The following is a 23977-nucleotide window of genomic DNA, read 5'->3' as shown; positions in this document are numbered from 1 at the left end:
TTCGTCGAAGGTTCCGGCAATTTTTTGTCAACAATCTCGTTGCAGGTAGCCGCAAGCGGGTCGACGCATCCCCGGTCTTTGAGATCACGGTTGTGCTATTGCCGACCAAGCGCCGGAACGGGCGGCTGGGGAGGGTGGACCGGTTCTTCGAAGGTTCGCAATAAACGTCCCCAACCCGGATCGTGCATATGCGCCTGAAGACCGGCGCGGGCGGCGAGTGCCAGCGCTTCTTCTTGTCCGAAGGAGAGAGCAGCATCGACGTCGGTCGTCAGAACGCGGCCGTTTTCCATCAGCATCCGTCCGTCCACAAAAACGGTGTCGACGTCGCTTCCCAGCACCTGATGCACCAGACGGTGCACCGGCATCCACATCGGCATCAGATGCGGTTTGCGCATGTCGATGATAACGACATCCGCCTTCTTGCCGATCTCAAGCGAGCCGATTTCATCCTCCATGCCGATGGCATGGGCGGCGTCGATGGTGATCATTTCGAATATCTTGCCCGGCGGCAAAAGGTAACGATCGTGATTGTGCAGCAGATGTTGCGTGAATTGCGCCAGACGGGCGGTCTGGAGCATGTCGAAGTGACGGCTGGGTGCCGCACCATCGGTGGTGATGGCGACGCGAATACCCTTGGACATCATCTCCATGATCGGCGTCGCGCGGCCGGGCGGGGCATGGGTCACGCGCGTGCCGGTTTCGGCAAGAATGTCGATCTCCTCATGCGAGATGCCCCAGCAATGCTGGAGGTGGATATCCGGGCCAAGCAGCGCGTTTTCCTTATCCTGAAACGCCATGCGGATTTGTCCGGCGAAAGCATCCGAATGCAGTCGGACGCCCATTTTTCGGGCCGTCTCGCGTATGCGGCGGGCCTGCATACGGTCATTGTCCGTCAGTTTTACCGCCTGGTCCGGGCTTGAAGCGTTGGAGGGTTCCACGGAGGGAACGATGGTAAAGGGTGTCAGGAAGACGCTGATGCGTCCATCCGCTGTTCCGTTGAGGGCTTCGATCGTGGCTTCGCTGCCTTCGATCATCTCCTCGAAGCTTATATTACGGCGCTCGGGAGAACCGCTTTCCCATCGGGTTACCGGGTGCGGCCATGGCAGGCCGGAAGGTCCGACGCAGATGATTTCGCGAAGCCCGATTTCGTCATAGGCGCGGGCGTGGTTGATGGCAAAGACGGGGTCGTCGGCGCGTGGCATCGAGGTGATGATGCTGGCACCGGTCGTGACACCGGCGCGCAGCCGCTCGATGCCAGAGACAAGGCCGTCCGCATACCAGTAATCGCGCGTGACGTAGTGGTAATAGGTCGGCGTTACGACCTTCATCCACATCGCATTGGTGTCGGCCGCGATGCTGCGGATCAGCGCGTGTCCGGCATGGCCATGGGCGTCGATCAGGCCGGGAATGATCAGTTTGCCCCGACAATCTATGATCTGCTTGTCGGTGTGGCGTGGCGCCAGTTCGTCCGCCGTGCCGATGTCGACGATCCGGTCGCCCTCAATGGCGAGGCCGCAATCCTCGATGATGCGCCTTTGGCGATCCACGGTGACCATCGTACCGTGCAGTAGCAGAAAATTCCCCATTTTGCCTTCTCCCATTGTGTTCGCAGCTGGTATCCAGAATGCATCGATTTTGAATACGATAATTGTCAACAATATTATTGACAATAAGGCTGAGCGAAACAATACTCCGCCTTGCCCGGCCGGTACGTCTGCCGGCTTTCCAATGATTTATAAAAAGGGGGGATCAAATGTCCCGAATTAGAAGTTTCGTTCTGGCCGCCATGGCGGCCGCTGCCATCGCCGCTCCCGCAAGCGCGGAGACCCTGCGCTGGGGTGCCCGCGCCGATCTCTATTCGCTCGACCCATATTCGGTGCCTTCCACCTCCAACCTCGCCTTTCTCAATCATATCTATGAAGGGCTTGTCCGTTACGGGCCGGACTTTAAGATCGAGCCGGCGCTTGCGACGGAGTGGAAACTTGTCGACGAAAAAACATGGCGTTTCACCCTGCGCAAAGGTGTGAAGTTCCATGATGGCGCTGAATTTACCGCTGATGACGTCGTTGCGTCCTTCACACGCGCTTCCGATGCCACTTCGCCATTGCGTGGCAACATCCCGGTTTTTGCGGGCGTTAAGAAGGTCGATGATTATACCGTCGATCTGAACGTCACCGCGCCGACATCGCTTTTCCTCAACGACATCACCAATATCTTCATCTTCAACGCCAAGTGGTTGAAGGATAACAACAGCGAGAAGCCGACCGACTTCGCCTCCAAGGTCGATGGCTATACGACGATGCATACAAACGGCACCGGGCCGTTCAAGCTGGAGAGCCGTGTTCCCGATAGCAAGACGGTTCTTGTCGCCAATGATGCCTGGTGGGATCAGAAGAAGCACAATCTCGACCGCATCGAATTTGTGCCGATCGCCTCTGCCGCAACCCGTGTTGCCGCTTTGCTCTCCGGCGAAATCGACCTGATCGATTCCGCGCCGATCCAAGATCTGCCGCGTCTGGAATCCTCGCCCAACATCACGGTGAAGAAGCGCACAGAACTGCGCACGCTGTTCATCGGCTTCAATCGCCGCGAAAAGCTGGAAGACGGCAAGCCCAACCCCTTCAACGATCTCCGCGTTCGCCAAGCATTCGAGGCGTCGATCGATCGCGATCTCATCAACAAGAAGGTGATGCGCGATCTTGCGCGGCCTTCCGGCTCCCTCATCGCGCCGGAGATTGCTGGTTACGCCAAGTCGCTCGATACCTACCAGCCTGCCGATCCAGCGAAGGCACAGAAGCTGCTTGCCGATGCGGGCATGAAGAACCTTGCTTTCACCTATACCTGCATGAATGACGAGAGCATCAACGAGGAGGATATCTGCTCCGGCGTTGCCAACATGCTGAAGCGTGGCGGTTTCCAGCCGACAATCGATATCGCCCCGCGCTCGGTGCAGTCTCCCAAGCGCAATGGTGGCAAGGCCGACGTCTTCAACCTCAGCTGGGCAAACGAACCGACGCTCGATGCCTTCTCGTTCCTGTCGCAGATCCTCTCGACCCGCAAGGGCGCCATGGGCGTCTCCAACTATGGCGGCTGGTCGAACCCCGAGATCGACAAGCTGGTCGATCAGGCCGCACACGAGCAGGACAACACCAAGCGTCTTGCCCTCGAAGAAGCCGGATTGAAGATCGCCAAGGACGAGACGATGCTTGTTCCGCTTCACCAGCAACCCATCGCATGGGCCATGCTCGGAAAGGTCAAGAGCGTCGATTTCCGCGCCGACAACAAGCCGCGCCACTGGCTGACGCAGGTCGGCAAGTAATCGGAACCATTAAAAAGGCGTTCGGCATCCCGCTGAACGCCTTTTCGAGTTCCGCTGCCGGTGCAATTGTCGACAATGTTACGGGCGCTACGCCCCGTGTCCCGTCTCTTGCAAAGAATGGGCGAACCTGCCTGCCTGACGGCCACGGGTTCGCATCCGAGAGGTTACAATGCTGGTTTTCATCATCAAGCGTATGGGAAATGCCATTCTGGTCATGCTTTCCGTCGCGCTTATTGCATTTCTCATTTTCAGGCTTGCGGGAGATCCCGTCGAGCTGATGGTGGGGGAGCAGACCTCGCAGGCAGATCGCGCCGCATTGCGTGAGCGTCTTGGCCTCAACGACAGTCTGCCGACGCAATATCTGCGATTTGTAAAAGACGCAGCCCAGGGCAATTTCGGCGTTTCCTATCGCAACGGCCAGCAGGTGCTGCCGCTGATCGCGGAGCGGTTTCCGGCAACACTGGAACTTGTTCTGGTGGCGACGATCATCTCGCTTGTCGTTGGCCTGCCGCTCGGGGTGCTGACGGCGATCCGGCGCGGAAAATGGTATACGGAAGGCCTGCAATTCCTGTCGATTGTCGGCGTTTCGCTGCCAAGCTTCGTCGTCGGCATTTTGCTCATTCTGGTCTTTTCGGTCATTCTCGGCTGGGCGCCGGCCTTCGGTCGCGGGGATGTCGTGCAATTCGGCTGGTGGTCCACCGGTCTGCTCACCTCGTCCGGGCGTGCCGCACTTATCCTGCCGGCCATCGCGCTGTCGCTTTACCAGATCACGCTTGTCATGCGTCTGGTCCGGGCCGAAATGCTGGAGGTGCTGCGGTCCGATTTCGTCAAGTTCGCCCGTGCACGCGGCATTCCCCGCTGGCGCATCTATTTCCGCCATGCGCTGCGCAACTGTCTTATGCCTGTCGTGACGCTGACGACGATGAATGTCGGCTCGCTTATCGCTTTCGCGCTGATTACCGAGACGGTGTTTCAGTGGCCGGGCATGGGCATGCTGTTCATACAGGCGGTGACGTTCCTCGATATCCCCGTCATGGCAGCCTATCTCTGTATCATTTCCTTCATCTTCGTTGTCCTCAACACGTTCGTCGACATTGCCTATGCGGTGATCGATCCGCGTCTGCGCACCGCGCGCTAACCGAAGGGAGCCGGTTTCATGGCCACAGACCTTCCGCAAACGGCAAAACCTGCCCGCCCGTCGCTCATCAAGCGCATACGCAACAGCGATCTCTACTGGTCGTTCAGCCACAGCAGATCGGCGAAGATCAGCGCGCTGATCCTCGCAATCCTCATCCTTGCCGCCATTTTCGCGCCGCTGATTGCACCCCAGAACCCCTATGACGGCGCTTCGCTCGACATGTGGAAGGCGGAATTGCCGCCGGTGTGGCAGCAGGGTGGGGAATGGCCCTATCTGCTCGGCACGGATACGCAGGGGCGCGACATGCTGTCCGCCATCCTTTATGGCACGCGCATATCCATCGTCATCGGCGTCGCCTCCGTGGTGCTCTCGTTGGTCATCGGCATGACGGCCGGGTTGGTTGCCGGTTATTTCGGCGGTTTTGCCGATAATCTCCTGATGCGCATTGGCGATATCACGCTTTCCATTCCGACAATTCTGGTGGCAATCCTTGTTTCCACGGTCGTGCGGCAAATGCTGCCGGACAGTCTTCGCGAGGTCGGCGCATCCGCCGTGCTCATTCTCGCCATCGCGCTTTCCGCCTGGGTGCAATATGCGCGCACCGTGCGGGCCCAGGCCATCGTGGAAACCGGCAAGGACTATGTGCAGGCGGCGAAGTTGATCGGCGTTCCCGCCCGCCGCATCATGGCAAACCATATTCTGCCCAATACGCTGACGCCGATCATGGTTGCCGCCACGCTCAATTTCGGCATGGCGATCCTGACCGAAGCGACACTGTCATTCCTCGGCATCGGCATGCCGCCCAGCCAGCCGTCGCTCGGAACGCTGATCCGTATCGGCAACCAGTTCCTGTTCTCCGGTTCCTGGTGGATCGTATTGTTTCCTGTTTTCCAACTCTGCCTGCTCGTCGTCACCGTCAACCTTCTGGGTGACTGGCTGCGCGATGCGCTCAATCCGAAACTGAGGTGAGTTCCATGCACGATCTTCTGCTCCGCAACATCAGGCCCATGGCGGGCGACACCTGCGACATCATGATAAGGCAGGGAAAGATTGCCGGTTTTGGAAAGTTCGAAGCCGAACCCGGCATGCCGGTCGAGGATGGCAACGGCGCAATCGTCGCGCCCGGCCTGATCGACGCCCACACCCATCTCGACAAGACGACATGGGGCATGCCCTGGCATGAGAACAACCGTGCCGCGATCCTGCGCGGACGGATCGATTTCGAGCGCGAGAACCGCAGCCAGATCGGCATCGATCCCCATCGCCAGTCCATGCGCCATGCCATCGGTCTTGCGGCGAACGGCGGAACGCACATCCGCAGCCATGTGGATATCGATCCGACCCACGGCCTGAAGCTCGTCGAAGGCATATGGGAAACACGCGAAAAGCTGAAGGGTATCATCGATATCGAGGTCGTTGCCTTCCCGCAGTCCGGCGTCATGGTCATGCCCGGCACGGTGGAGCTTCTGGATGAGGCGCTGAAACAGGGTTGCGAAGTGCTTGGCGGCATCGATCCCTGTGGCATCGATCGCGATCCGAAAGGCCAGCTCGATATCCTCTTTAAACTTGCGGTCAGGCACGGGGTGCCGATCGACATTCATCTGCACGAGGCAGCCGATCTCGGTGCCTTCACGATGGAACTGATCTTCGAGCGCATTCGTGCCAACGGCATGGAAGGCAAGGTCGCAATCAGCCACGCCTTTGCGCTCGGCATGAACGATTATCTCCGGGTCGGCAAGCTGATCGATGAGATCGCCCGGCTTGATGTCGCCATCCTGACGACGGGTGCACCCTCGGCAAACGTACCGTCGATCATGCGCCTGAAGGAAGCCGGTGTGCGTGTCGGCGGCGGTTGTGACGGCATCCGCGATACCTGGGGTCCTTGGGGCCAGCCGGATATGCTCGACCGCGCCAAGATCATCGGCATGAAGAACGGTCTGCGCTCGGATATCGAACTTGCCCATGTCCTGCATGTCGTCTCGCAGGGCGGCGCCGATGTCATGGGCCTCAAGGATTACGGTCTTGAGGTTGGCTGTGCCGCAGACTTCACACTGCTCACCGGCGAAACCCTGGCCCATGCCGTTGTCGATGTCGCGCCGCGGCCGCTGGTCGTAAAGGGCGGACGTGTGACCGCCAGAGGCGGCAAAGCCGTGGTGGAGGCGCCATGATGAGCGAACCGCTTCAGTCTCTCGCTCTTGGTGAACGCCCTTCCGGCCGCACGCTGCTTACCGCAAGCTGGGTGGTGGGTCATAAAGACGGGTCTCACCGGCTGTTGAAAAACGGCGAAGTGGTTTTCGAGAACGGGGAAATCCTTTTCGTCGGTCATGGCTTTCCCGGCGAGGTCGCCCGCCGCGTCGATTTCGGAAATGCCTTGATCAGCCCCGGCTTGATCGATCTGGACGCCCTTTCCGATCTCGATACGACCATTCTGGGAATAGACCACCACCCCGGCTGGGCGAAGGGCCGCGTCTGGCCGCGATCCTATGTCGAGGCTGGTCCCTATGAAATGTATTCCGAGGAGGAGCTTGCCTTCCAGAAGCGCTTTGCTTTCGGTCAGCTTCTCCAAAACGGCATCACCACGGCAGCACCCATTGCCTCGCTGTTTTACCGTGAATGGGGAGAGACCGTTGCCGAATTCGAGGCAGCGGCCGATGCTGCCGGCGAACTTGGTCTCAGGGTCTATCTCAGCCCCGCATTCCGCTCAGGCGGCATGGTGCTGGAAGAGCCGGGACGCATGGTGCCCGTGTTCGATGAGGAGCGCGGCCTTCAGGGGCTGAAGGAAGCGGTGTCGTTCATCGAACGGCAGACCGGAAGGCACGGCGACCTCGTACGCGGCCTGCTTGCACCCGACCGGGTCGAAACATCGACGCTCGCTTTGATGGAAAGAACCGATGCGGCCGCCCGTGATCTCGGCTGTAAATTCCGCCTGCATATGGCGCAAGGCACCATGGAGGTGGACACGGTTCGCAAGCTGCATGGCTCGACCGCGCCGGTATGGCTCGCCAAGGCCGGCCTGCTGAGCGACCGCCTTATCGCGCCGCACGCCACCAATGCGACGGAGGAAGATCTGGCGCTCTACGCGGAAAACGGTGTGTCCATCGTTCACTGTCCGCTGGTGTCGGCCAGAAGTGGCAGCACGCTGTCGTCCTTCTCTGCCTGTCGGCGCCTCGGCATCAATATCGCGATGGGCACCGATACGGCGCCTGCCGACATGCTGATGAACCTGCTGGTCGGTCTCATCACCTGCCGCATCAATGACGGCGCTCCCGATAGGGTCCGTTCAGCCGATCTGTTCGATGCCGCCACACTTGGCGGCGCTAGGGCGCTGGGCCGGTCCGATCTCGGGCATCTTTCCAAGGGTGCCCGCGCCGATATCGCGGTCTTCGATCTCGATGACATGGTGATGGCGCCGAGCGTCGATCCGATCACGACGATTGTCACCGGTGGTTCGGGCAAGATCACGCGCGCGGTGTTTGTCGATGGCCGTCTCTCCATGCGGGAAAGACAGGTCGCGAATATCGACATGGCGCGCGCCCGCATTCAGGCACAGGCGCAGTTCGATGGGCTGATCGCGAAATACCCCGAGCGAAGCTGGGCCAATCCGCCCGTTTCGGAAATTTTCCCCCCGAGCTACCCGGTGGAGGTGAATACCAATGGATGACATGAACCAGTCGGTTATCGATGTCCGCAATTTGAAAGTCGAGTTTCCCGGCCGCCGGGGAACGGTGACGGCGCTTTCGGATGTCAGCCTTTCCATCCGCCCCGGCGAAATCCTCGGTGTGGTCGGGGAGTCCGGTGCCGGAAAATCAATGACGGGCCTTGCGATACAGGGCCTGCTCGAAAAGCCGGGTCGCATCGCCGATGGCGAAATCTGGCTCGGCTCGCGCCGTATCGATCAACTCGATGACAGGGCGATGGAAAGCATTCGTGGCCGGGAAATCGGCGCGATTTTTCAGGATCCGCTCACCTCGCTCAATCCGCTGTTTACGGTTGGCGCTCAGTTGGTCGAGACGATCCGGCAACATCTGCCGCTCTCGAAAAGGGATGCGAAGGCACGCGCCATCCAGCTTCTGCGGGATGTCGGCATTCCGTCCCCGGAAGACCGCGTGGATCACCACCCGCATCAATTCTCCGGCGGTATGCGCCAGCGCGTCGTCATCGCACTCGCACTTGCGGCGTCGCCGAAATTGATCATCGCCGACGAACCGACGACGGCGCTCGACGTGTCGATCCAGGCGCAGATCATTTCTCTGCTGCGCAAGCTCTGCAAGGAGAAGCAGACGGCCGTCATGCTGGTTACGCATGATATGGGCGTCATTGCAGAGGCGGCCGATCGCGTGGCCGTGCTTTATGCCGGACGGTTGATCGAGGTCGGCCCGGTCGAACAGGTTCTCCACGCGCCAAGACATCCCTATACGCAGGGCTTGATGGCCTCCATCCCCTCGCTTGGCGCGCGGGTGGAACGGCTCAACCAGATCGACGGGGCCATGCCGCGTCTCGATGCCATCCCGCCCGGCTGCGCCTTCAATCCGCGCTGCGGTTTTGCGGGACCACGCTGTCTTCGCGAGCGGCCGGAACTGGAAGCGGTGGGTGATGGCGCCAGCGCTTGCTGGATGCATGCAGGAGGTACAGCATGAAAACGTCCGTGCAGAAAACGCCGGCATTGACGGTCAATGGCCTTACCAAGACCTTCGACGTCTCCGCCCCATGGCTCAATCGCGTCATCGAGCGGAAACCCCGTCAATTCGTGCAGGCCGTGAACGACATCGATTTTACGGTGCCGGCTGGCGGCTGTCTCAGCATCGTTGGAGAAAGCGGTTGCGGCAAATCGACGGTTGCCCGTCTGGTGACCGGACTGTTCCGCCCAAGCGCCGGTAATTTCCACTTTGCCAAGGGGCGCAAGGATACGCCGCTTTCGGCGCAGATGATCTTTCAGGATCCCTATGCCTCGCTCAATCCGCGCTGGCGGGTGAAGAACATCATTGCCGAGCCAATCCGGGAGTTGAAGCTGCGTGCGACCCATGCCGAAACCATGGAGCGGGTCGAGGAATTGTTGGTAACGGTCGGTCTCTCGGCATCGGACGGCGAAAAGTTTCCGCATGAATTTTCAGGCGGCCAGCGCCAGCGTATCTCGATTGCCCGCGCCCTGGCGAGCGAGCCGGAGTTTCTGGTTTGCGACGAGCCGACATCCGCACTCGACGTATCGGTGCAGGCACAGGTGTTGAACCTGATGCGCCGCCTTCAGGACGAGCTGGGGCTGACCTACCTCTTCATCAGCCACGACATGAGCGTGGTTCGCCACATGTCGGACCGTATCGCGGTGATGTATCTTGGCCGCATCGTCGAGGAGGGCGATACCGAAGAGTTGTTCGCCCGCCCGCGTCACCCCTATACGCAGCTTCTGCTGCAGACCATTCCCAATATCGAAGCGCCGCGTCGTGACCGGGAACTGGTTGCCGGGGAAGTTCCAAGCCCGCTTAAGCCCCCATCCGGATGCACGTTTCATCCGCGCTGCCCGCTTGCGACAGCGCGCTGTTCGGCGGAGGTGCCGCAGGTGCGCACGCTTGCCGGTGGTACGCGCGTGGCATGTCATCTTGTGGAAGAGCAGGAAGAGCTGGTGGTTGAGGAAAGAGAACTCGTCTGACCGTGAGGTCAGGCGAGTGCGGCACGCAGATCGTGGGAAAGGTCGCGGATTTCGCTGAGATCGAGTTCCGCTTCCACGTGTTCCAGATGGTGGGTCATCAGATGCGTGGCTTTTGCCGGGTCGTTATTGGCAATGGCGTCAACGATCTCCGCGTGCTCGTCCGGGCCGCAATTGAAGCGGTCGGTATTGCGGTAAACGGCGGTGATGAGGGAGGAACGCGAAATGAGGTCGCGCATGGTGGTGAACAGGAAATCGGAACCGGCCGTTTCCGCAAGCAACAGGTGGAAGCCGCCGGAAAGCTTGATAATATCGGTGGTGATGTTGTGAGCATTGGCGACACGCTCCTTGGAGACATGGTCGCGAAGCCGTTTCAGATCGGCCTTGGTGGCCGATTTGCACAGACGTTCAACGACACATTGCTCCACGGTGCGGCGCACGAAGAACACGTCTCTGGCTTCCTCGACCGACGGCTTGGAGACGAAAGCGCCGCGATTGGGCACGATGGTGACGAGGCCGTCGCGCTCCAGAACGGACAGAGCCTGACGGATGCGCGCGCGGCTGACACTGAAAATCGCCGCAAGCTGCTCCTCCTTCAACTGCACGCCCGGACGCAACCGTCGTTCAGCGATGGACAACCAGACTTTCTCGACAATTTGCTGCGTGGACTGGCTGTTCTGCTCGGTCATTGGGTTCGCTCTCCATTGGGGTTAGAGAAGCGTGATGCCGCCAAAAAAGTCAACTGTTTCAACAGGGTTTTGGTTGCATAATTGTCAACAATATGAAACAATATTGTATACTATAAATAGGGCAGTGTCATGGAATTCGACTTCACCACGCTTGAGCCGCAGAGCCGCTATCGTTTGCTGACCAATTTTATCGGTCCGCGGCCGATAGCGCTTGTCACGACGCGCTCGGTCGCAGGCCACAACAATGCAGCGCCGATGAGCTTTTTCAACGTCTTCTCCCATGATCCGCCCATCGTTGTTCTCGGAATCCAGCCGCGTCTGAATGGCGAGGAGAAGGACACGATGGCCAATATTCGCCGCACCGGCGAGTTTGTCGTCAATATGGTCGATATGGCTATCTCCGAACATATGCTGGTCTGCGGCCTCGGCTTCGACAGCGAGGTCGACGAACTTTCGATGGCGCAGCTGACGCCGGCACCCTGCAACAAGATCGATGCGAGCTTTGCGGCGGAATCGCCCTGCGCCTTTGAATGCCGGGTGGAGCGCCTGATCGATTATCCGCGCCGCACGCTGGTGCTGGGGGAGGTCGTGCACATGCATGTCCACAGGGACTGCCTCGACAGGGAAGGGCATTATGTCGATCCGGACCGATACCAGCCGATCGCGCGCCTCCATGCCGACAATTACATTACCTCGGATCGCCAGTTCGTTTTGAAGGCGCCACCGATTACCGACTTCATCAAGCCAGATGGCAAGTGAAAGTCCCGAAAGGCTGACCTGAATGCATATTCGTCTGATCAACCCGAACTCAACCGCCTCGATGACGGCGCAGGCGCTTGAGAGTGCCTTGCGCGTCAGGCAGGCGGATACGAAAATTTCCGCTGCAAATCCTGTCGATACGCCGGTCAGCATCGAGGGCGGGGCCGATGAGGCGCTGGCTGTTCCGGGCATGCTGGAAGAAATCTGCAAAGGCGAGCGGCTGGGCGTCGATGCCTATGTCATCGCCTGCTTTGATGATCCGGGCCTGCATGCGGCGCGTGAAGTGGCGCGTGGTCCCGTCATCGGCATCTGCCAGGCCGCCGTTCAGGTGGCCATGACGATCAGCCGCCGTTTTTCCATCATCACGACGCTGCCACGCTCTATCCCGATTATCGAAGACCTCGTCGACAGCTACGGCGCGGAGCGGCATTGCCGCCGGGTCCGCGCCATCAACCTGCCGGTGCTCGGTCTTGAGGAGGATCCGCTTGCAGCCGAGGCGATGCTGATCCGTGAAATCGAAGCGGCCAAAAAAGAAGATGCAGCGGAAGCCATCATCCTTGGTTGCGCCGGCATGTCTGCACTTTGCGACCGGCTGCGCGAGGCGACGGGTGTTCCTGTCATCGATGGCGTCACGGCCGCGATCAAGCTGGCCGAAGCACTGGTGGGCGCGGGTTACAGCACCTCCAAGGTCAATGCCTATGATTATCCGCGTGTGAAGGAAACCAAGCTCGTTGCCTGATCGGGAGAGGCGGGGGCGGCAAACCTCCTTCACGGGGTTTGCGACAATGCCCGCCTCGCTCTAGTGTCCGCTTTCGCACCGGCCCGCAGAATGGCCGCGTGCCAGGGGAGGCAGGATGATCGACAAGCTGGAGTTTTTCATAGCACTTGCGCGCGCGGAGCATTTCGGGCGCGCCGCGGAGGAGTGCGGCATTTCACAGCCGACGCTTTCCGCAGCCATCCGGCAACTGGAGGACCAGCTGGGCGTCGTGCTTGTCGTCCGCGCGGCGCGCTATCAGGGCCTGACGCCCGAGGGGCAGCGGGTTCTCGAATGGGCAAGGCGCATCGTTGCCGATACGCGCACCATGCGCGAGGAAATGCGCGCCGCCCGTAAGGGTCTTGCGGGACACATCCGTCTTGCTGTCATACCCACTGCTCTCGCCATGGTGCCCCGGCTGACCGAGCCATTTCAGGCGCGCCACCCGGCTGTCACCTTCTCCGTCACCTCCCGGACCTCGTTGCAGGTTCTCAGCCAGATCGAAAATCTCGAGATCGACGCGGGAATCACCTATCTCGACAACGAACCTCTGGGCCGGGTCACGACGGTTCCGCTTTATTCGGAGCGATATCACCTGATTGCGGCCGCCGGCACGCCGCTTGCCGATCAAGAGAGCGTGACCTGGAAACAGGTCTCCGGTCTTCGGCTTTGTCTATTGACTTCCGACATGCAAAACCGCCGCATTATCAACAAGCACATGGCGGAAGCGGGTGTCGAGGCGAAGCCAACGCTCGAATCCAATTCGATGATTGTGCTGTTCTCGCATATCCGCACGGGGCAATGGGCTTCGATAATGCCGCGTAACATAGCGGAATCGTTCGGTTTTCCAAAACAGATACGAATGATCCCCATAGTCGAGCCGGATGCCGAGCATCTTGTCGGCCTGATTGCCACCTATCGCGAACCTCATACGCCGCTCGTTTCCGCGCTGTTGCACGAGGCACGATTGCGTGTCGCGGCCTCCGCTTTTGATAGAAATTTCCTATCGATTGACGGAAAGCCGCTATTGACCTGATCTTGGTCCGCTAGCCATTCTTTCACCAACAGGAGTGCTGCGCGCCGGGACAGGATGTGGAGGTCCCCCGGTTCAAACGCCCACCACCTGTCGGTTTGGGAGGACTGGCTCATGAATATTCGTGCTGTCGCCGTGGATGAGGCGACACGTTTGCAGGCAATCATCGATGACTGTCTGCATCTGGAAGGGCCAATGCTGCCTATCCTGCACAGGGTGCAGGAAGAATTCGGTTACGTGCCGGAAAGCGCAAAACAGGTCATCGCCCTGGCGCTGAATGTGTCCCGTGCTGAAGTGCACGGTGTCGTCACCTTTTATCCCGATTTTCACGATCACCCCGGCGGGCGCCATGTGCTGAAGCTCTGTCGGGCCGAGGCTTGCCAGTCGATGGGCTGCGAGTCTCTTGCCGATACCATCAAGGGAAAACTCGGTCTTGACTGGCACCAGACGGCAGCGGACGGCTCCGTCACGCTTGAGCCGGTCTTCTGTCTCGGGCTCTGCGCCCAGGCGCCTGCTCTGATGCTGGATGGTGAAGTTCACGCCCGGGTGGACGAGCACTGTCTTGGCGACATTCTGGCGGAGGTGCGTCGATGAGCATCACCGTTTTCGTCCCTTGCGATTCCGCAGCCCTTGCCGTTGGCGCAGATCGTGTTGCCGATGCAATTCAACGTGAGGCCACCTCCCGCAATCTCGATATTCGTGTGGTTCGCAACGGATCGCGCGGCATGCTCTGGCTCGAGGTGCTGGTAGAGGTGCGCACCGAGCATGGCCGGGTTGCCTATGGTCCGGTCAAGGCCGCCGATGTGTCCGACCTGTTCGACGCGGATTTCCTTGATGGTGGCGATCATCCGCTCTGTCTTGGGCTGACGAAGGAAATCCCGTTCCTGAAAAATCAGACGCGCCTGACCTTCGCGCGCTGCGGTGTCACCGATCCGCTTTCGCTCGAAGATTACCGTGCCTATCAAGGTATGAAGGGGCTCGAGAAAGCCGTTTCACTACCCCCTGCCGAGATCGTCAAACAGGTCACCGACAGCGGGCTTCGTGGACGTGGCGGCGCCGGTTTCCCGACTGGTATCAAATGGAAGACGGTGGCGGATGCCGCCGCCGACCAGAAATACATTGTCTGCAACGCCGATGAGGGTGACAGCGGCACCTTTGCCGACCGCATGATCATGGAAGGCGATCCCTTCGTTTTGATCGAGGGCATGGCCATTGCCGGCCTTGCTGTCGGTGCAACGAAGGGCTTCATCTACACCCGTTCGGAATATCCCCATGCGATCAGGATGATGGAAAAAGCCATCGACATCGCCCGGCGCGAAGGGATGATCGGCGCTTCTGTGCTCGGTTCGGGGCGTGCGTTCGATCTCGAGGTGCGCATGGGCGCCGGAGCTTACGTGTGCGGCGAGGAAACCTCGCTGCTCAACAGCCTTGAAGGTAAACGTGGCACGGTGCGCGCCAAGCCGCCGCTTCCCGCCCTGCAGGGCCTGTTCGGCAAGCCGACGGTGGTCAATAATGTGATCTCGCTCGCGTCCATCCCGGTCATCATGGATCGCGGTGCGGCGTTCTACCGGGATTTCGGCATTGGCCGTTCGCACGGCACGATCCCGATCCAGCTTGCCGGCAACATCAAGCATGGCGGACTTTACGAGACCGCTTTCGGCCTGCCGCTCGGGCAACTGGTCAACGACATCGGCGGCGGCACGATTACGGGCCGTCCCGTCAAGGCGGTTCAGGTCGGCGGCCCATTGGGCGCTTATTTCCCGGTATCGCTATTCGATACGCTGTTCGACTACGAGGCGTTTACCGCAGCAGGTGGCCTGATCGGTCATGCGGGCATCGTCGTCTTTGACGATACCGCAGATATGCTGCGTCAGGCGCGGTTTGCCCTGGAATTCTGTGCCGTCGAAAGTTGCGGAAAATGCACGCCCTGCCGGATCGGTTCGACACGCGGTGTCGAGACGGTAGACAAGATTTCTCTCGGTATAGAACCCGAGCGAAACACGGCGCTGCTGGAAGACCTCTGCGAGACCATGAAGTTCGGTTCGCTCTGCGCGCTTGGCGGTTTCACGCCTTATCCCGTGATGAGCGCGCTCAGGCACTTCCCTCAGGATTTTGCACCCATCCCACGTGTCGAAGCGGCGGAGTAAGACCATGGCCCTTGTATCTGAAATCGACTATGGAACGCCGAAATCCACCTCGACGGAGATGGTGACACTGACGATCGACGGCCGTGAGATCACCGTGCCGGCGGGAACCTCCATCATGCGTGCTTCGAGGGAGGCGGGCATTGATGTTCCCAAACTCTGCGCGACCGACATGGTCGATGCCTTCGGCTCCTGTCGCCTCTGTCTTATCGAAGTGGAGGGTCGCAACGGCACCCCCGCCTCCTGCACGACGCCGGTGGCTTCCGGCCTTGTCGTCCATACCCAGACGGAGCGGCTGAAGCAGATCCGCAAGGGTGTGATGGAGCTTTATATCTCCGACCACCCGCTCGACTGTTTGACCTGTGCCGCGAATGGCGATTGTGAATTGCAGGATATGGCCGGCGCGGTCGGCCTGCGCGATGTGCGTTACGGTTACGACGGCGACAACCATGTGAAGGCCCGTGCCGGCGATGGCGGCCTTAACGCCAACTGGATGCCGAAGGACGAAAGCAACCCGTATTTCACCTACGATCCGTCGAAATGCATCGTCTGTTCCCGTTGCGTGCGGGCTTGCGAAGAAGTGCAGGGAACGTTTGCGCTGACCATCGAAGGTCGCGGTTTTGAAAGCCGTGTTTCGCCCGGTGCCCATGAGGCGTTTCTGGATTCCGACTGCGTTTCCTGCGGCGCCTGCGTGCAGGCCTGTCCGACGGCGACGCTGACCGAAAAATCGGTGATCGAGATCGGCCAGCCGGAGCATTCGCTGGTCACCACCTGCGCCTATTGTGGCGTCGGCTGTTCGTTCAAGGCGGAAATGCGCGGGGAAGAGCTGGTCCGTATGGTGCCGTGGAAGGACGGACAGGCCAATCGCGGGCATTCCTGCGTCAAGGGTCGCTTCGCTTACGGTTATGCCAGCCACCGCGACCGCATTCTCAACCCGATGGTCAGAGAAAAGATCAGCGACCCGTGGCGCGAAGTGACGTGGGACGAGGCATTTGCCCATGTCGCCTCCGAATTTCAGCGCATTCAGGGAACCTATGGCCGCGAATCCATCGGCGGCATCACTTCCTCCCGCTGCACCAATGAAGAGACGTTTCTGGTCCAGAAGCTCATCCGCGCCGGGTTTGGCAACAACAATGTCGATACCTGCGCCCGCGTCTGTCATTCGCCGACCGGTTACGGGTTGGGACAGGCGTTTGGCACTTCGGCTGGTACGCAGAATTTCGATTCCATCGAACAATCTGATGTCGTGCTCGTCATCGGCGCCAATCCGACGGACGGCCACCCCGTTTTCGGTTCACGCCTGAAGAAGCGGCTGCGACAGGGCGCAAAGCTGATCGTCATCGATCCGCGCCGCATCGATCTCGTCCGCACACCGCATGTGGAAGCGTCTTTCCACCTGCCGCTGCAGCCGGGAACGAACGTCGCCGTGCTGACGGCTCTTGCCCATGTCATCGTCACCGAAGGACTGTTCGACGAGGCCTTCATCCGCGAGCGTTGCGACTGGTCTGAATTCGAAGACTGGGCAGCTTTCGTGGCCGAGCCGCAGCATGGCCCGGAGGAAACCGAAAGCTTTACCGGCGTGCCTGCAGAGGAGCTGCGCGGTGCCGCAAGGCTGTTTGCCAAGGGTGGCAATGGCGCGATCTATTATGGGCTTGGCGTCACCGAACACAGCCAGGGTTCCACCACGGTCATGGCTATTGCAAACCTTGCCATGGCGACCGGCAACATTGGCCGTCCCGGTGTCGGCGTCAATCCGCTGCGTGGCCAGAACAATGTGCAGGGTTCCTGCGACATGGGTTCCTTCCCGCACGAACTTCCCGGCTATCGCCATATTTCCGACGATGCTACCCGGGAAATATTCGAAAAGCTCTGGGGCGTTACCCTCAACAACGAGCCGGGACTGCGCATTCCCAACATGCTTGATGCCGCCGTGGATGGCAGTTTCAAGGGCATCTACATTCAGGGAGAAGACATTCTCCAGTCGGACCCGGACACCAAACATGTTTCGGCCGGTCTCGCCGCCATGGAATGTGTCGTCGTGCACGACCTGTTCCTGAACGAAACGGCCAATTACGCGCATGTCTTCCTGCCGGGTTCCACCTTCCTCGAAAAGGACGGAACCTTCACCAATGCCGAACGGCGCATCAATCGGGTGCGCAAGGTGATGTCGCCGAAGAACGGTTATTCGGATTGGGAAGTCACCCAGAAGCTGGCGCAGGCCATGGGGCTGAACTGGAACTATACGCACCCGTCGCAGATCATGGATGAAATCGCTGCGACGACACCGAGCTTTGCCGGCGTTTCCTATTATTATCTCGAGAGCAGGGGCTCTGTGCAGTGGCCCTGCAACGAGAAGTTCCCGGAAGGCTCGCCGATCATGCATGTGGACGGTTTCGTGCGCGGCAAGGGCAAGTTCATCCGCACCGAATATGTGGCGACGGACGAGCGCACCGGCCCGCGCTTCCCGCTCCTGCTCACCACCGGCCGCATCCTGTCGCAATATAATGTTGGCGCGCAGACACGGCGCACGGAAAACGTCGTCTGGCACGAGGAGGATCGTCTCGAAATCCATCCGCATGATGCCGAACAGCGCGGTGTGAAGGATGGTGACTGGATCAAGCTTGCCAGCCGCTCCGGCGATACGACGCTGCGGGCGCTGATTACCGATCGTGTGGCGCCGGGGGTGGTCTACACCACCTTCCACCATCCGGGCACGCAGGCAAACGTCATCACCACTGACTACTCCGACTGGGCGACGAACTGTCCGGAATACAAGGTCACGGCCGTGCAGGTCTCGCCCTCGAACGGGCCGACTGAATGGCAGGAGGGATATGACGCACTCAGTCGCCGTTCGCGACGCATCGCGGGCAAGCTCGAGGCGGCCGAATAATCGGGGCCGGGGCAATCCCGGCCTTTTGACAACGTGAACGTCGTCCGTCAGGCGGCGCGGGGAAACAGCCATGTTGCTTAATCACACCGACGAAAAACTGGTGAGGATGGCGAACCAGATCGCGACTTTTTTCCTTTCCCAGCCGGAGGGTATCCGCGTTGAGGGTGTCGCCACCCACATTAACAAATTCTGGGAACCCCGCATGCGCAAACGGTTTTTCGAGATCGTGGATACCGGTGCCGGGGAGTTTCTGCCGCTGGTGCTCGCCGCGGCCCTCAAGATCAAGAGGCCCGGTGCGCCAGTCGCCGATGCGGTCGGGTTAGGTGACGACGCCAAGGGTGCGCCGGGCGGCAAGGGCGCTCAAGCGGGCGAGTCCCTTTCAGAACCGAGCATTCCCGAAACTACGTAAAGCCAGGCGGCGAAACGCCGCAAACAAATATCGCCGGATGGGAGGACATCCGGCGGTCTCGGTTGCGCCCGGTCAATGCGGCCATTGGGGCGCATCATGGTTGTCCAGACATTCACGAGGGAGGTAGTGTCGATGGCAGTAGCAGAGGTAACGGCGGGACGAACGGCGCAAGCCGGGATTTTGGACCGCGAACGGATCATAGCAAAACCGGGCTTTAACCGCTGGCTGGTGCCGCCTGCGGCATTGGCCATTCATCTGTGCATCGGCATGGCCTATGGCTTCAGCGTCTTCTGGCTGCCGCTGTCGAAGGCGCTGCCGGCGACGGATCCCAGTTGCGCCAGCCTTACCCTTGTCGGGGCGCTGTTCACCACCGAGTGCAACTGGCGTGTGGCCGATCTCGGCTGGATTTATACGTTGTTCTTCGTACTCCTCGGATGCTCGGCGGCAATCTGGGGCGGCTGGCTGGAACGGGTGGGGCCGCGCAAGGCGGGCTTCGTTTCCGCCTGCTGCTGGTGCGGCGGCATTCTGGTTGCAGCACTTGGCGTGATGACGCATCAGCTTTGGCTGATGTGGGTCGGGGCAGGGGTCATCGGCGGCGTAGGTCTTGGTCTCGGTTACATCTCGCCGGTCTCGACATTGATCAAATGGTTCCCTGACCGTCGCGGCATGGCGACCGGCATGGCCATCATGGGTTTCGGCGGCGGCGCGATGATCGGCGCACCGCTTGCCAATCTCCTGATGAATACCTTCAAGACGGACACATCAGTCGGCGTCTGGCAGACTTTCGTCGTTATGGCGTTGATCTATTTCGTCTTCATGATGGCCGGTGCCTTCGGTTATCGCATTCCGCCGGCTGGCTGGCGTCCGGAAGGCTGGACAGCCCCGGCGGCCAAAAGCGCGATGATCACCAACCGTCACGTTCATCTGCGCGATGCGCACAAGACGAAACAGTTCTGGCTCATTTGGGCGGTTCTGTGCCTCAACGTTTCGGCGGGCATCGGCGTGATCGGCATGGCGTCGCCAATGCTGCAGGAAATCTTCGCGGGTTCGCTGATCGGCCTGCCCGGTGTTGGCTTTGCCGACCTGGATGCCGGGCAGAAAGCCCAGATCGCCGCCATTGCAGCGGGCTTTACCGGTCTGCTTTCCCTCTTCAACATCGGCGGTCGTTTCTTCTGGGCTTCCATGTCCGACAAGATCGGCCGCAAGAACACCTACTTCTGCTTCTTCGTGCTTGGTATCATTCTTTATGCGCTGGCCCCGACGCTCGCGACGATGGGTTCCAAGGCGTTCTTCGTTCTGGCTTTCGGCATCATCCTGTCGATGTATGGCGGCGGTTTCGCAACCATTCCCGCCTATCTCGCCGACATCTTCGGCACGCAGTTCGTCGGTGCTATCCATGGTCGTCTGCTGACGGCATGGGCAACGGCGGGCATCGCCGGCCCCGTGGTCGTCAACTACATCCGCGAAGCACAGATTGCCGCCGGTGTTGCGCCCGGTCCGGCGCTCTATACCAGCACCATGTATATTCTGGCGGGCATGCTGGCGATCGGCCTCATTGCCAACGCGTTTGTTCGGCCGCTGCCGGAGAAATGGTTCATGTCGGATTCGGAGGTTGCAGCCCTTCAGGCCAAGACCGCCGCCGCCAATGCCGGGCCTACCGGTTCCTTCGGCATCGGCAGGGGTGGTCTCGACGCCAAGGCCGCATTCGCCTGGGCCGCGGTTGGCATCCCGCTTCTCTGGGGCGTATGGGTCACGGTCAAAAGCAGCCTTGCGCTGTTCGGCTGATGTACCGCAGCCATTGATGGATGTCCGGGCGGTCGTTGGGCTGCCCGGACTTCGTTCAGGCCCTCGGTTGCTCTCAGGTCCATTTGAGCTACTATGCGCCGATGGCGGGGAGGCCATTCTACAGGAGGGTTCATGAATTACCGGTCTTTGAGACGACGCATGGTGTTGAAACTTGGCGCCACGGCAGCTTCTTTATGCATGTTGGGACTGACGGCGAGCGCGCAGGGTTTTCCCGATCGACCGATCACGCTGGTCGTTCCCTTCGCTGCGGGCGGCTCCACCGATGTGGTGGCCCGTGTCATCGCGCAGAAGATGGGTGATGTGCTTGGCCATCAGATCGTCGTCGAAAATGTTGCCGGAGCCGGTGGCAATCTCGGCGCCGACCGTGTCGCCCGGGCAGAGCCCGATGGTTACACGATCCTGATGGGCACCGTTGCCACCCATGCGCTCAATCCACTCATTCTCAAGACAAAGCCCTATGATCCGGAAAAGGATTTCGCCCCGGTCTCCTTGCTCGTGGTGGTCCCCAATGTGCTGGTGGTCAATCCGAAGCTGAACGTCAACAGCGTCGAGGAGCTGATCGCCCTCCTGAAGGCCGAACCGGACAAATATGCCTATGCGTCTTCCGGTAACGGCACGCCGCTGCATCTTTCCGGTGAACTGTTCAAGAGCATGACGGGCGTCAGCATGCAGCACGTTCCCTACAAGGGGGCCGGTCCTGCGCTCAACGATCTTCTCGGCAACCAGATATCGATCATGTTCGACAATCTGCCGTCGTCATCGGGCCATATCAAATCCGGCACATTGCGGGCGCTTGGCGTGACGACCGCCGAACGCGCCTCGTCGTTCCCGGATCTGCCGACCATTGCCGAAACCGTGCCGGGTTATGAAACCTACACGTGGAACGCGCTGTTTGCGCCCGCCGGTACGCCGGCCGAGGTGGTGGATACGCTAAATGCCGCCGCCAAGAAAGCGCTTGCCGATCCGGCTATTGCCGCGCGCATGGCGGAATTCAGCGCCAAGATCGTCGCGTCTTCACCCGATGAGTTGAAAAGCCACGTTGCGGCCGAGATCGCCAAGTGGGAACCCGTCGTCAAGAACGCAAACGTGCAGATGGACTGAGCAAGACCCCGAGCCTCCAAGTGGGGCTCGGGATTTCGCTGCGCAACTGCGCTTCGGGTGAGCAGCGAAAGTGTCTATAAAACCACCAGTCCGCAAATCGTGGCGTTTTTGCATCACTTTCCGTAAGGTTGCATTTTTCCGGTTGGCAATGGCGATCTGGTCGGGTACAAAATAATCATCGCGTCAAATCGAACCAAGGGAGGCGTAGCATGACATCACCATTCATCAAGTTCCTCCCATGTGGAATGAACCGACACTAGGTCATTTCCATTCGTGGCCCGCCCTGAGCGCGCCCGACATGCGGTTTTTGTTTCCCTTCATAGCCCGATTGATCTGACGCCATTATTTCGTCTTCTCCACGGGCTGTGTCATCCAACTTCCTATTTTGAGGACCGGTTGCCGACAAGATGGCGCCGGGGCTGGCTAAAATGACTCGCAAGAAGCTCGATTTCCGCGCCGATGCCTACCGCCATGTGCTCGGCTTTGTTTTTCATCACTGGTGCCAACGGCCGGCATTGGTGGGTTTTATCGTTGTGCTGGTGATTGCCAGCACGCTGGCCGAAGTCATGGTGCCGGTTTTTTCCGGCCAGATCGTCGATGCCATTGCCGGCGGCAACGGGGCTGACCGGGCTCTCCGCGCCTTCGTCACCGTGGTCATCCTGGGGTTGACCAGCGTGGTGCTGCGCTGGTTCATCTTCAATGGCATCATCAGGCTGACGCTGCGAACCATGGCGGATGTGGCGAATAACGGTTTCCACCGGGTGCAGCGGTTTTCAACCGACTGGCACGCCAACAGCTTTGCCGGTTCCACGGTTCGCAAGATCACGCGTGGCATGTGGGCGCTGGACTCCCTCAATGACGTGCTGCTCGTCGCACTGTTGCCATCCATCGTCATGCTGGTGGGCGCTACCGTCGTATTGGGCAGCTACTGGCCGGTCATGGGCCTGATCGTCGGCATCGGTTCACTGATCTATGTCGGTGTTACCGTCGCACTTTCCATGGGCTTCGTGTCGCCGGCGGCGCAGCTTGCCAATGCCTGGGATACCAAGCTAGGCGGCGCGCTCGCGGACGCCATCAGTTGCAACTCTGTTGTCAAAGCCTTCGGTGCCGAAAGCCGGGAAGAGACACGGTTGCGGCATGTGCTGGCCAAATGGGACAGCCGTACGCGAAGGACATGGAAACGCGGCACGCTGAACGGCACGATCCAGAGCTTCATGATGGTATCCATGCAGGCCGGCATTCTCGGAACCGGCCTTGTCATGTGGCAGAAGGGGCTGGCGACGCCGGGCGACATCACCTTCGTGCTGGCGATGTTCTTCGTCTTGCAGGGCTATTTGCGAGATGTCGGACAGGATATCCGCAATCTGCAACGTGCCGTCAACGATATGGAAGAGTTGGTGCTGCTCGACAAGATGCCCCTGGGTATCGAAGACCGGCCGGACGCCAAGCAGATCAGGATCGCAAAGGGCGAGATCGTTTTCGACCACGTCACCTTTCGATATGGCGCGCATCCGACCCCGCTTTATGAGGACTTTTCGGTCACCATCAAGCCGGGCGAGCGTGTAGGTCTGGTCGGGCATTCCGGCTCGGGCAAGACGACCTTCGTCAAGCTCATCCAGCGGCTTTATGACGTCAATTCGGGCGCAATCCGCATTGACGGGCAGGATATCGCCAAGGTCCGGCAGTCAAACCTGCGCAGCCAGATCGCCATCGTGCAGCAGGAACCCATCCTGTTCCACCGCACGCTGGCGGAAAACATCGCCTATGGTCGTCCGAGTGCCTCGCGGCGCGAAATCGAGCAGGCGGCGAAACAGGCAAGCGCCCATGACTTCATCATGTCCCTTCCCAAGGGTTATGAAACCATGGTGGGGGAACGCGGCGTCAAACTGTCGGGTGGGGAGAGGCAGCGTGTCGCCATTGCCCGCGCTTTCCTTGCCGATGCGCCGTTGCTGATCCTTGACGAGGCGACTTCGAGCCTCGACAGCGAAAGCGAAGTGCAGATCCAGCAGGCCATGGAACGCCTGATGGACGGCCGCACCACGCTTGTTATCGCGCATCGGCTCTCCACGGTGCGGGCGCTGGACCGTCTGCTGGTGTTCGACAAGGGCAATATTGTCGAGGAGGGCGACCACCAGGCGCTGATCCGGCTGAATGACGGCATCTATCGACGGCTGTTCGAACGGCAGGCACTGGAATTGACCAAGGGTCTGGTCGCTTAAACACAGAACGCCGGGGCAATGCTCCGGCGTTTTTACTTTCTGCACGGATTGCGTTCGTCACGGCTTCCCAAGAGA

Annotated in this window: 19 protein-coding genes; 17 read left to right on the top strand and 2 right to left on the bottom strand. The window is 60.1% G+C overall.

Annotated features, from left to right (window positions below; all coding sequences use genetic code 11):
• Positions 1–95 precede the first annotated feature (95 nt).
• The gene (locus tag RBH10_RS00240; RefSeq protein WP_281039164.1) at positions 96–1586 is read right to left on the bottom strand and encodes an amidohydrolase family protein; all 1491 of its coding nucleotides are present in this window, start codon (positions 1584–1586) and stop codon (positions 96–98) included.
• Between the two features lie 167 nt (positions 1587–1753).
• Here RBH10_RS00240 and RBH10_RS00235 point away from each other — a divergent pair, with 167 nt between their 5' ends.
• The 7 genes from RBH10_RS00235 to RBH10_RS00205 all read left to right on the top strand — a co-directional run bounded on the left by RBH10_RS00235 (position 1754) and on the right by RBH10_RS00205 (position 10101).
• Positions 1754–3319, top strand: coding sequence for an ABC transporter substrate-binding protein (locus RBH10_RS00235; RefSeq protein WP_281039163.1), 1566 nt, complete (start codon positions 1754–1756; stop codon positions 3317–3319).
• 169 nt (positions 3320–3488) lie between these two features.
• Positions 3489–4457 carry an ABC transporter permease gene (locus RBH10_RS00230; RefSeq protein WP_281039162.1) on the top strand — a complete coding sequence of 323 codons (969 nt, stop codon included), beginning with the start codon at positions 3489–3491 and terminating at the stop codon, positions 4455–4457.
• Between the two features lie 18 nt (positions 4458–4475).
• The gene (locus tag RBH10_RS00225) at positions 4476–5426 is read left to right on the top strand and encodes an ABC transporter permease (RefSeq protein WP_281039161.1); all 951 of its coding nucleotides are present in this window, start codon (positions 4476–4478) and stop codon (positions 5424–5426) included.
• Positions 5427–5431: 5 nt separating this feature from the next.
• Entirely contained in the window at positions 5432–6625 is a 1194-nt protein-coding gene (locus tag RBH10_RS00220; protein ID WP_281039160.1) for an amidohydrolase family protein, read from the top strand.
• The gene (locus RBH10_RS00215) at positions 6625–8118 is read left to right on the top strand and encodes an amidohydrolase family protein (protein WP_281039159.1); all 1494 of its coding nucleotides are present in this window, start codon (positions 6625–6627) and stop codon (positions 8116–8118) included. Before RBH10_RS00220 ends, RBH10_RS00215 begins: the two co-directional genes overlap by 1 nt.
• Positions 8111–9094, top strand: coding sequence for an ABC transporter ATP-binding protein (locus tag RBH10_RS00210; protein WP_281039158.1), 984 nt, complete (start codon positions 8111–8113; stop codon positions 9092–9094). Before RBH10_RS00215 ends, RBH10_RS00210 begins: the two co-directional genes overlap by 8 nt.
• The gene (locus RBH10_RS00205; RefSeq protein ID WP_281039157.1) at positions 9091–10101 is read left to right on the top strand and encodes an ABC transporter ATP-binding protein; all 1011 of its coding nucleotides are present in this window, start codon (positions 9091–9093) and stop codon (positions 10099–10101) included. The genes RBH10_RS00210 and RBH10_RS00205 overlap by 4 nt, the downstream gene beginning before the upstream one ends.
• 8 nt (positions 10102–10109) lie before the next feature.
• Here the strand turns inward: RBH10_RS00205 and RBH10_RS00200 are convergent, their stop codons facing one another.
• The gene (locus RBH10_RS00200; RefSeq protein WP_281039156.1) at positions 10110–10787 is read right to left on the bottom strand and encodes a GntR family transcriptional regulator; all 678 of its coding nucleotides are present in this window, start codon (positions 10785–10787) and stop codon (positions 10110–10112) included.
• A 129-nt stretch (positions 10788–10916) separates the two neighbouring features.
• Between RBH10_RS00200 and RBH10_RS00195 the strand changes: the two genes are divergently transcribed.
• The 10 genes from RBH10_RS00195 to RBH10_RS00150 all read left to right on the top strand — a co-directional run bounded on the left by RBH10_RS00195 (position 10917) and on the right by RBH10_RS00150 (position 23902).
• The gene (locus RBH10_RS00195) at positions 10917–11546 is read left to right on the top strand and encodes a flavin reductase family protein (protein WP_281039155.1); all 630 of its coding nucleotides are present in this window, start codon (positions 10917–10919) and stop codon (positions 11544–11546) included.
• Between the two features lie 22 nt (positions 11547–11568).
• On the top strand, positions 11569–12285 hold the full coding sequence (locus tag RBH10_RS00190; RefSeq protein ID WP_281039154.1) for an aspartate/glutamate racemase family protein: 717 nt from the start codon (positions 11569–11571) through the stop codon (positions 12283–12285).
• Between the two features lie 115 nt (positions 12286–12400).
• The gene (locus RBH10_RS00185) at positions 12401–13336 is read left to right on the top strand and encodes a LysR family transcriptional regulator (RefSeq protein WP_281039153.1); all 936 of its coding nucleotides are present in this window, start codon (positions 12401–12403) and stop codon (positions 13334–13336) included.
• Between the two features lie 111 nt (positions 13337–13447).
• Positions 13448–13927, top strand: coding sequence for a formate dehydrogenase subunit gamma (locus RBH10_RS00180; protein ID WP_045020894.1), 480 nt, complete (start codon positions 13448–13450; stop codon positions 13925–13927).
• The gene (locus tag RBH10_RS00175) at positions 13924–15480 is read left to right on the top strand and encodes an NADH-quinone oxidoreductase subunit NuoF (protein ID WP_281039152.1); all 1557 of its coding nucleotides are present in this window, start codon (positions 13924–13926) and stop codon (positions 15478–15480) included. The genes RBH10_RS00180 and RBH10_RS00175 overlap by 4 nt, the downstream gene beginning before the upstream one ends.
• Positions 15481–15484: 4 nt before the next feature.
• A complete protein-coding gene (gene fdhF, locus RBH10_RS00170; protein ID WP_281039151.1) occupies positions 15485–18367 on the top strand; it encodes a formate dehydrogenase subunit alpha in 2883 nt (960 codons plus the stop codon).
• Between the two features lie 70 nt (positions 18368–18437).
• Positions 18438–18776 (top strand): formate dehydrogenase subunit delta, encoded by a 339-nt coding sequence (locus RBH10_RS00165; RefSeq protein ID WP_281039150.1) that lies wholly within the window; start codon positions 18438–18440, stop codon positions 18774–18776.
• Between the two features lie 132 nt (positions 18777–18908).
• Positions 18909–20561 carry an OFA family MFS transporter gene (locus tag RBH10_RS00160; RefSeq protein ID WP_281039149.1) on the top strand — a complete coding sequence of 551 codons (1653 nt, stop codon included), beginning with the start codon at positions 18909–18911 and terminating at the stop codon, positions 20559–20561.
• 132 nt (positions 20562–20693) lie between these two features.
• Positions 20694–21683 (top strand): tripartite tricarboxylate transporter substrate binding protein, encoded by a 990-nt coding sequence (locus RBH10_RS00155; protein WP_281039148.1) that lies wholly within the window; start codon positions 20694–20696, stop codon positions 21681–21683.
• A 428-nt stretch (positions 21684–22111) separates the two neighbouring features.
• On the top strand, positions 22112–23902 hold the full coding sequence (locus tag RBH10_RS00150) for an ABC transporter ATP-binding protein (RefSeq protein WP_281039147.1): 1791 nt from the start codon (positions 22112–22114) through the stop codon (positions 23900–23902).
• Positions 23903–23977 lie beyond the last annotated feature (75 nt).

Origin of the sequence: Rhizobium sp. AN73, assembly GCF_030757975.1 — a bacterium.
Classification (GTDB): Bacteria; Pseudomonadota; Alphaproteobacteria; order Rhizobiales; family Rhizobiaceae; genus Agrobacterium; species Agrobacterium arsenijevicii.
Note: the sequence above shows the minus strand (reverse complement) of the source record. Positions and strands in the feature narration are given on the sequence as shown.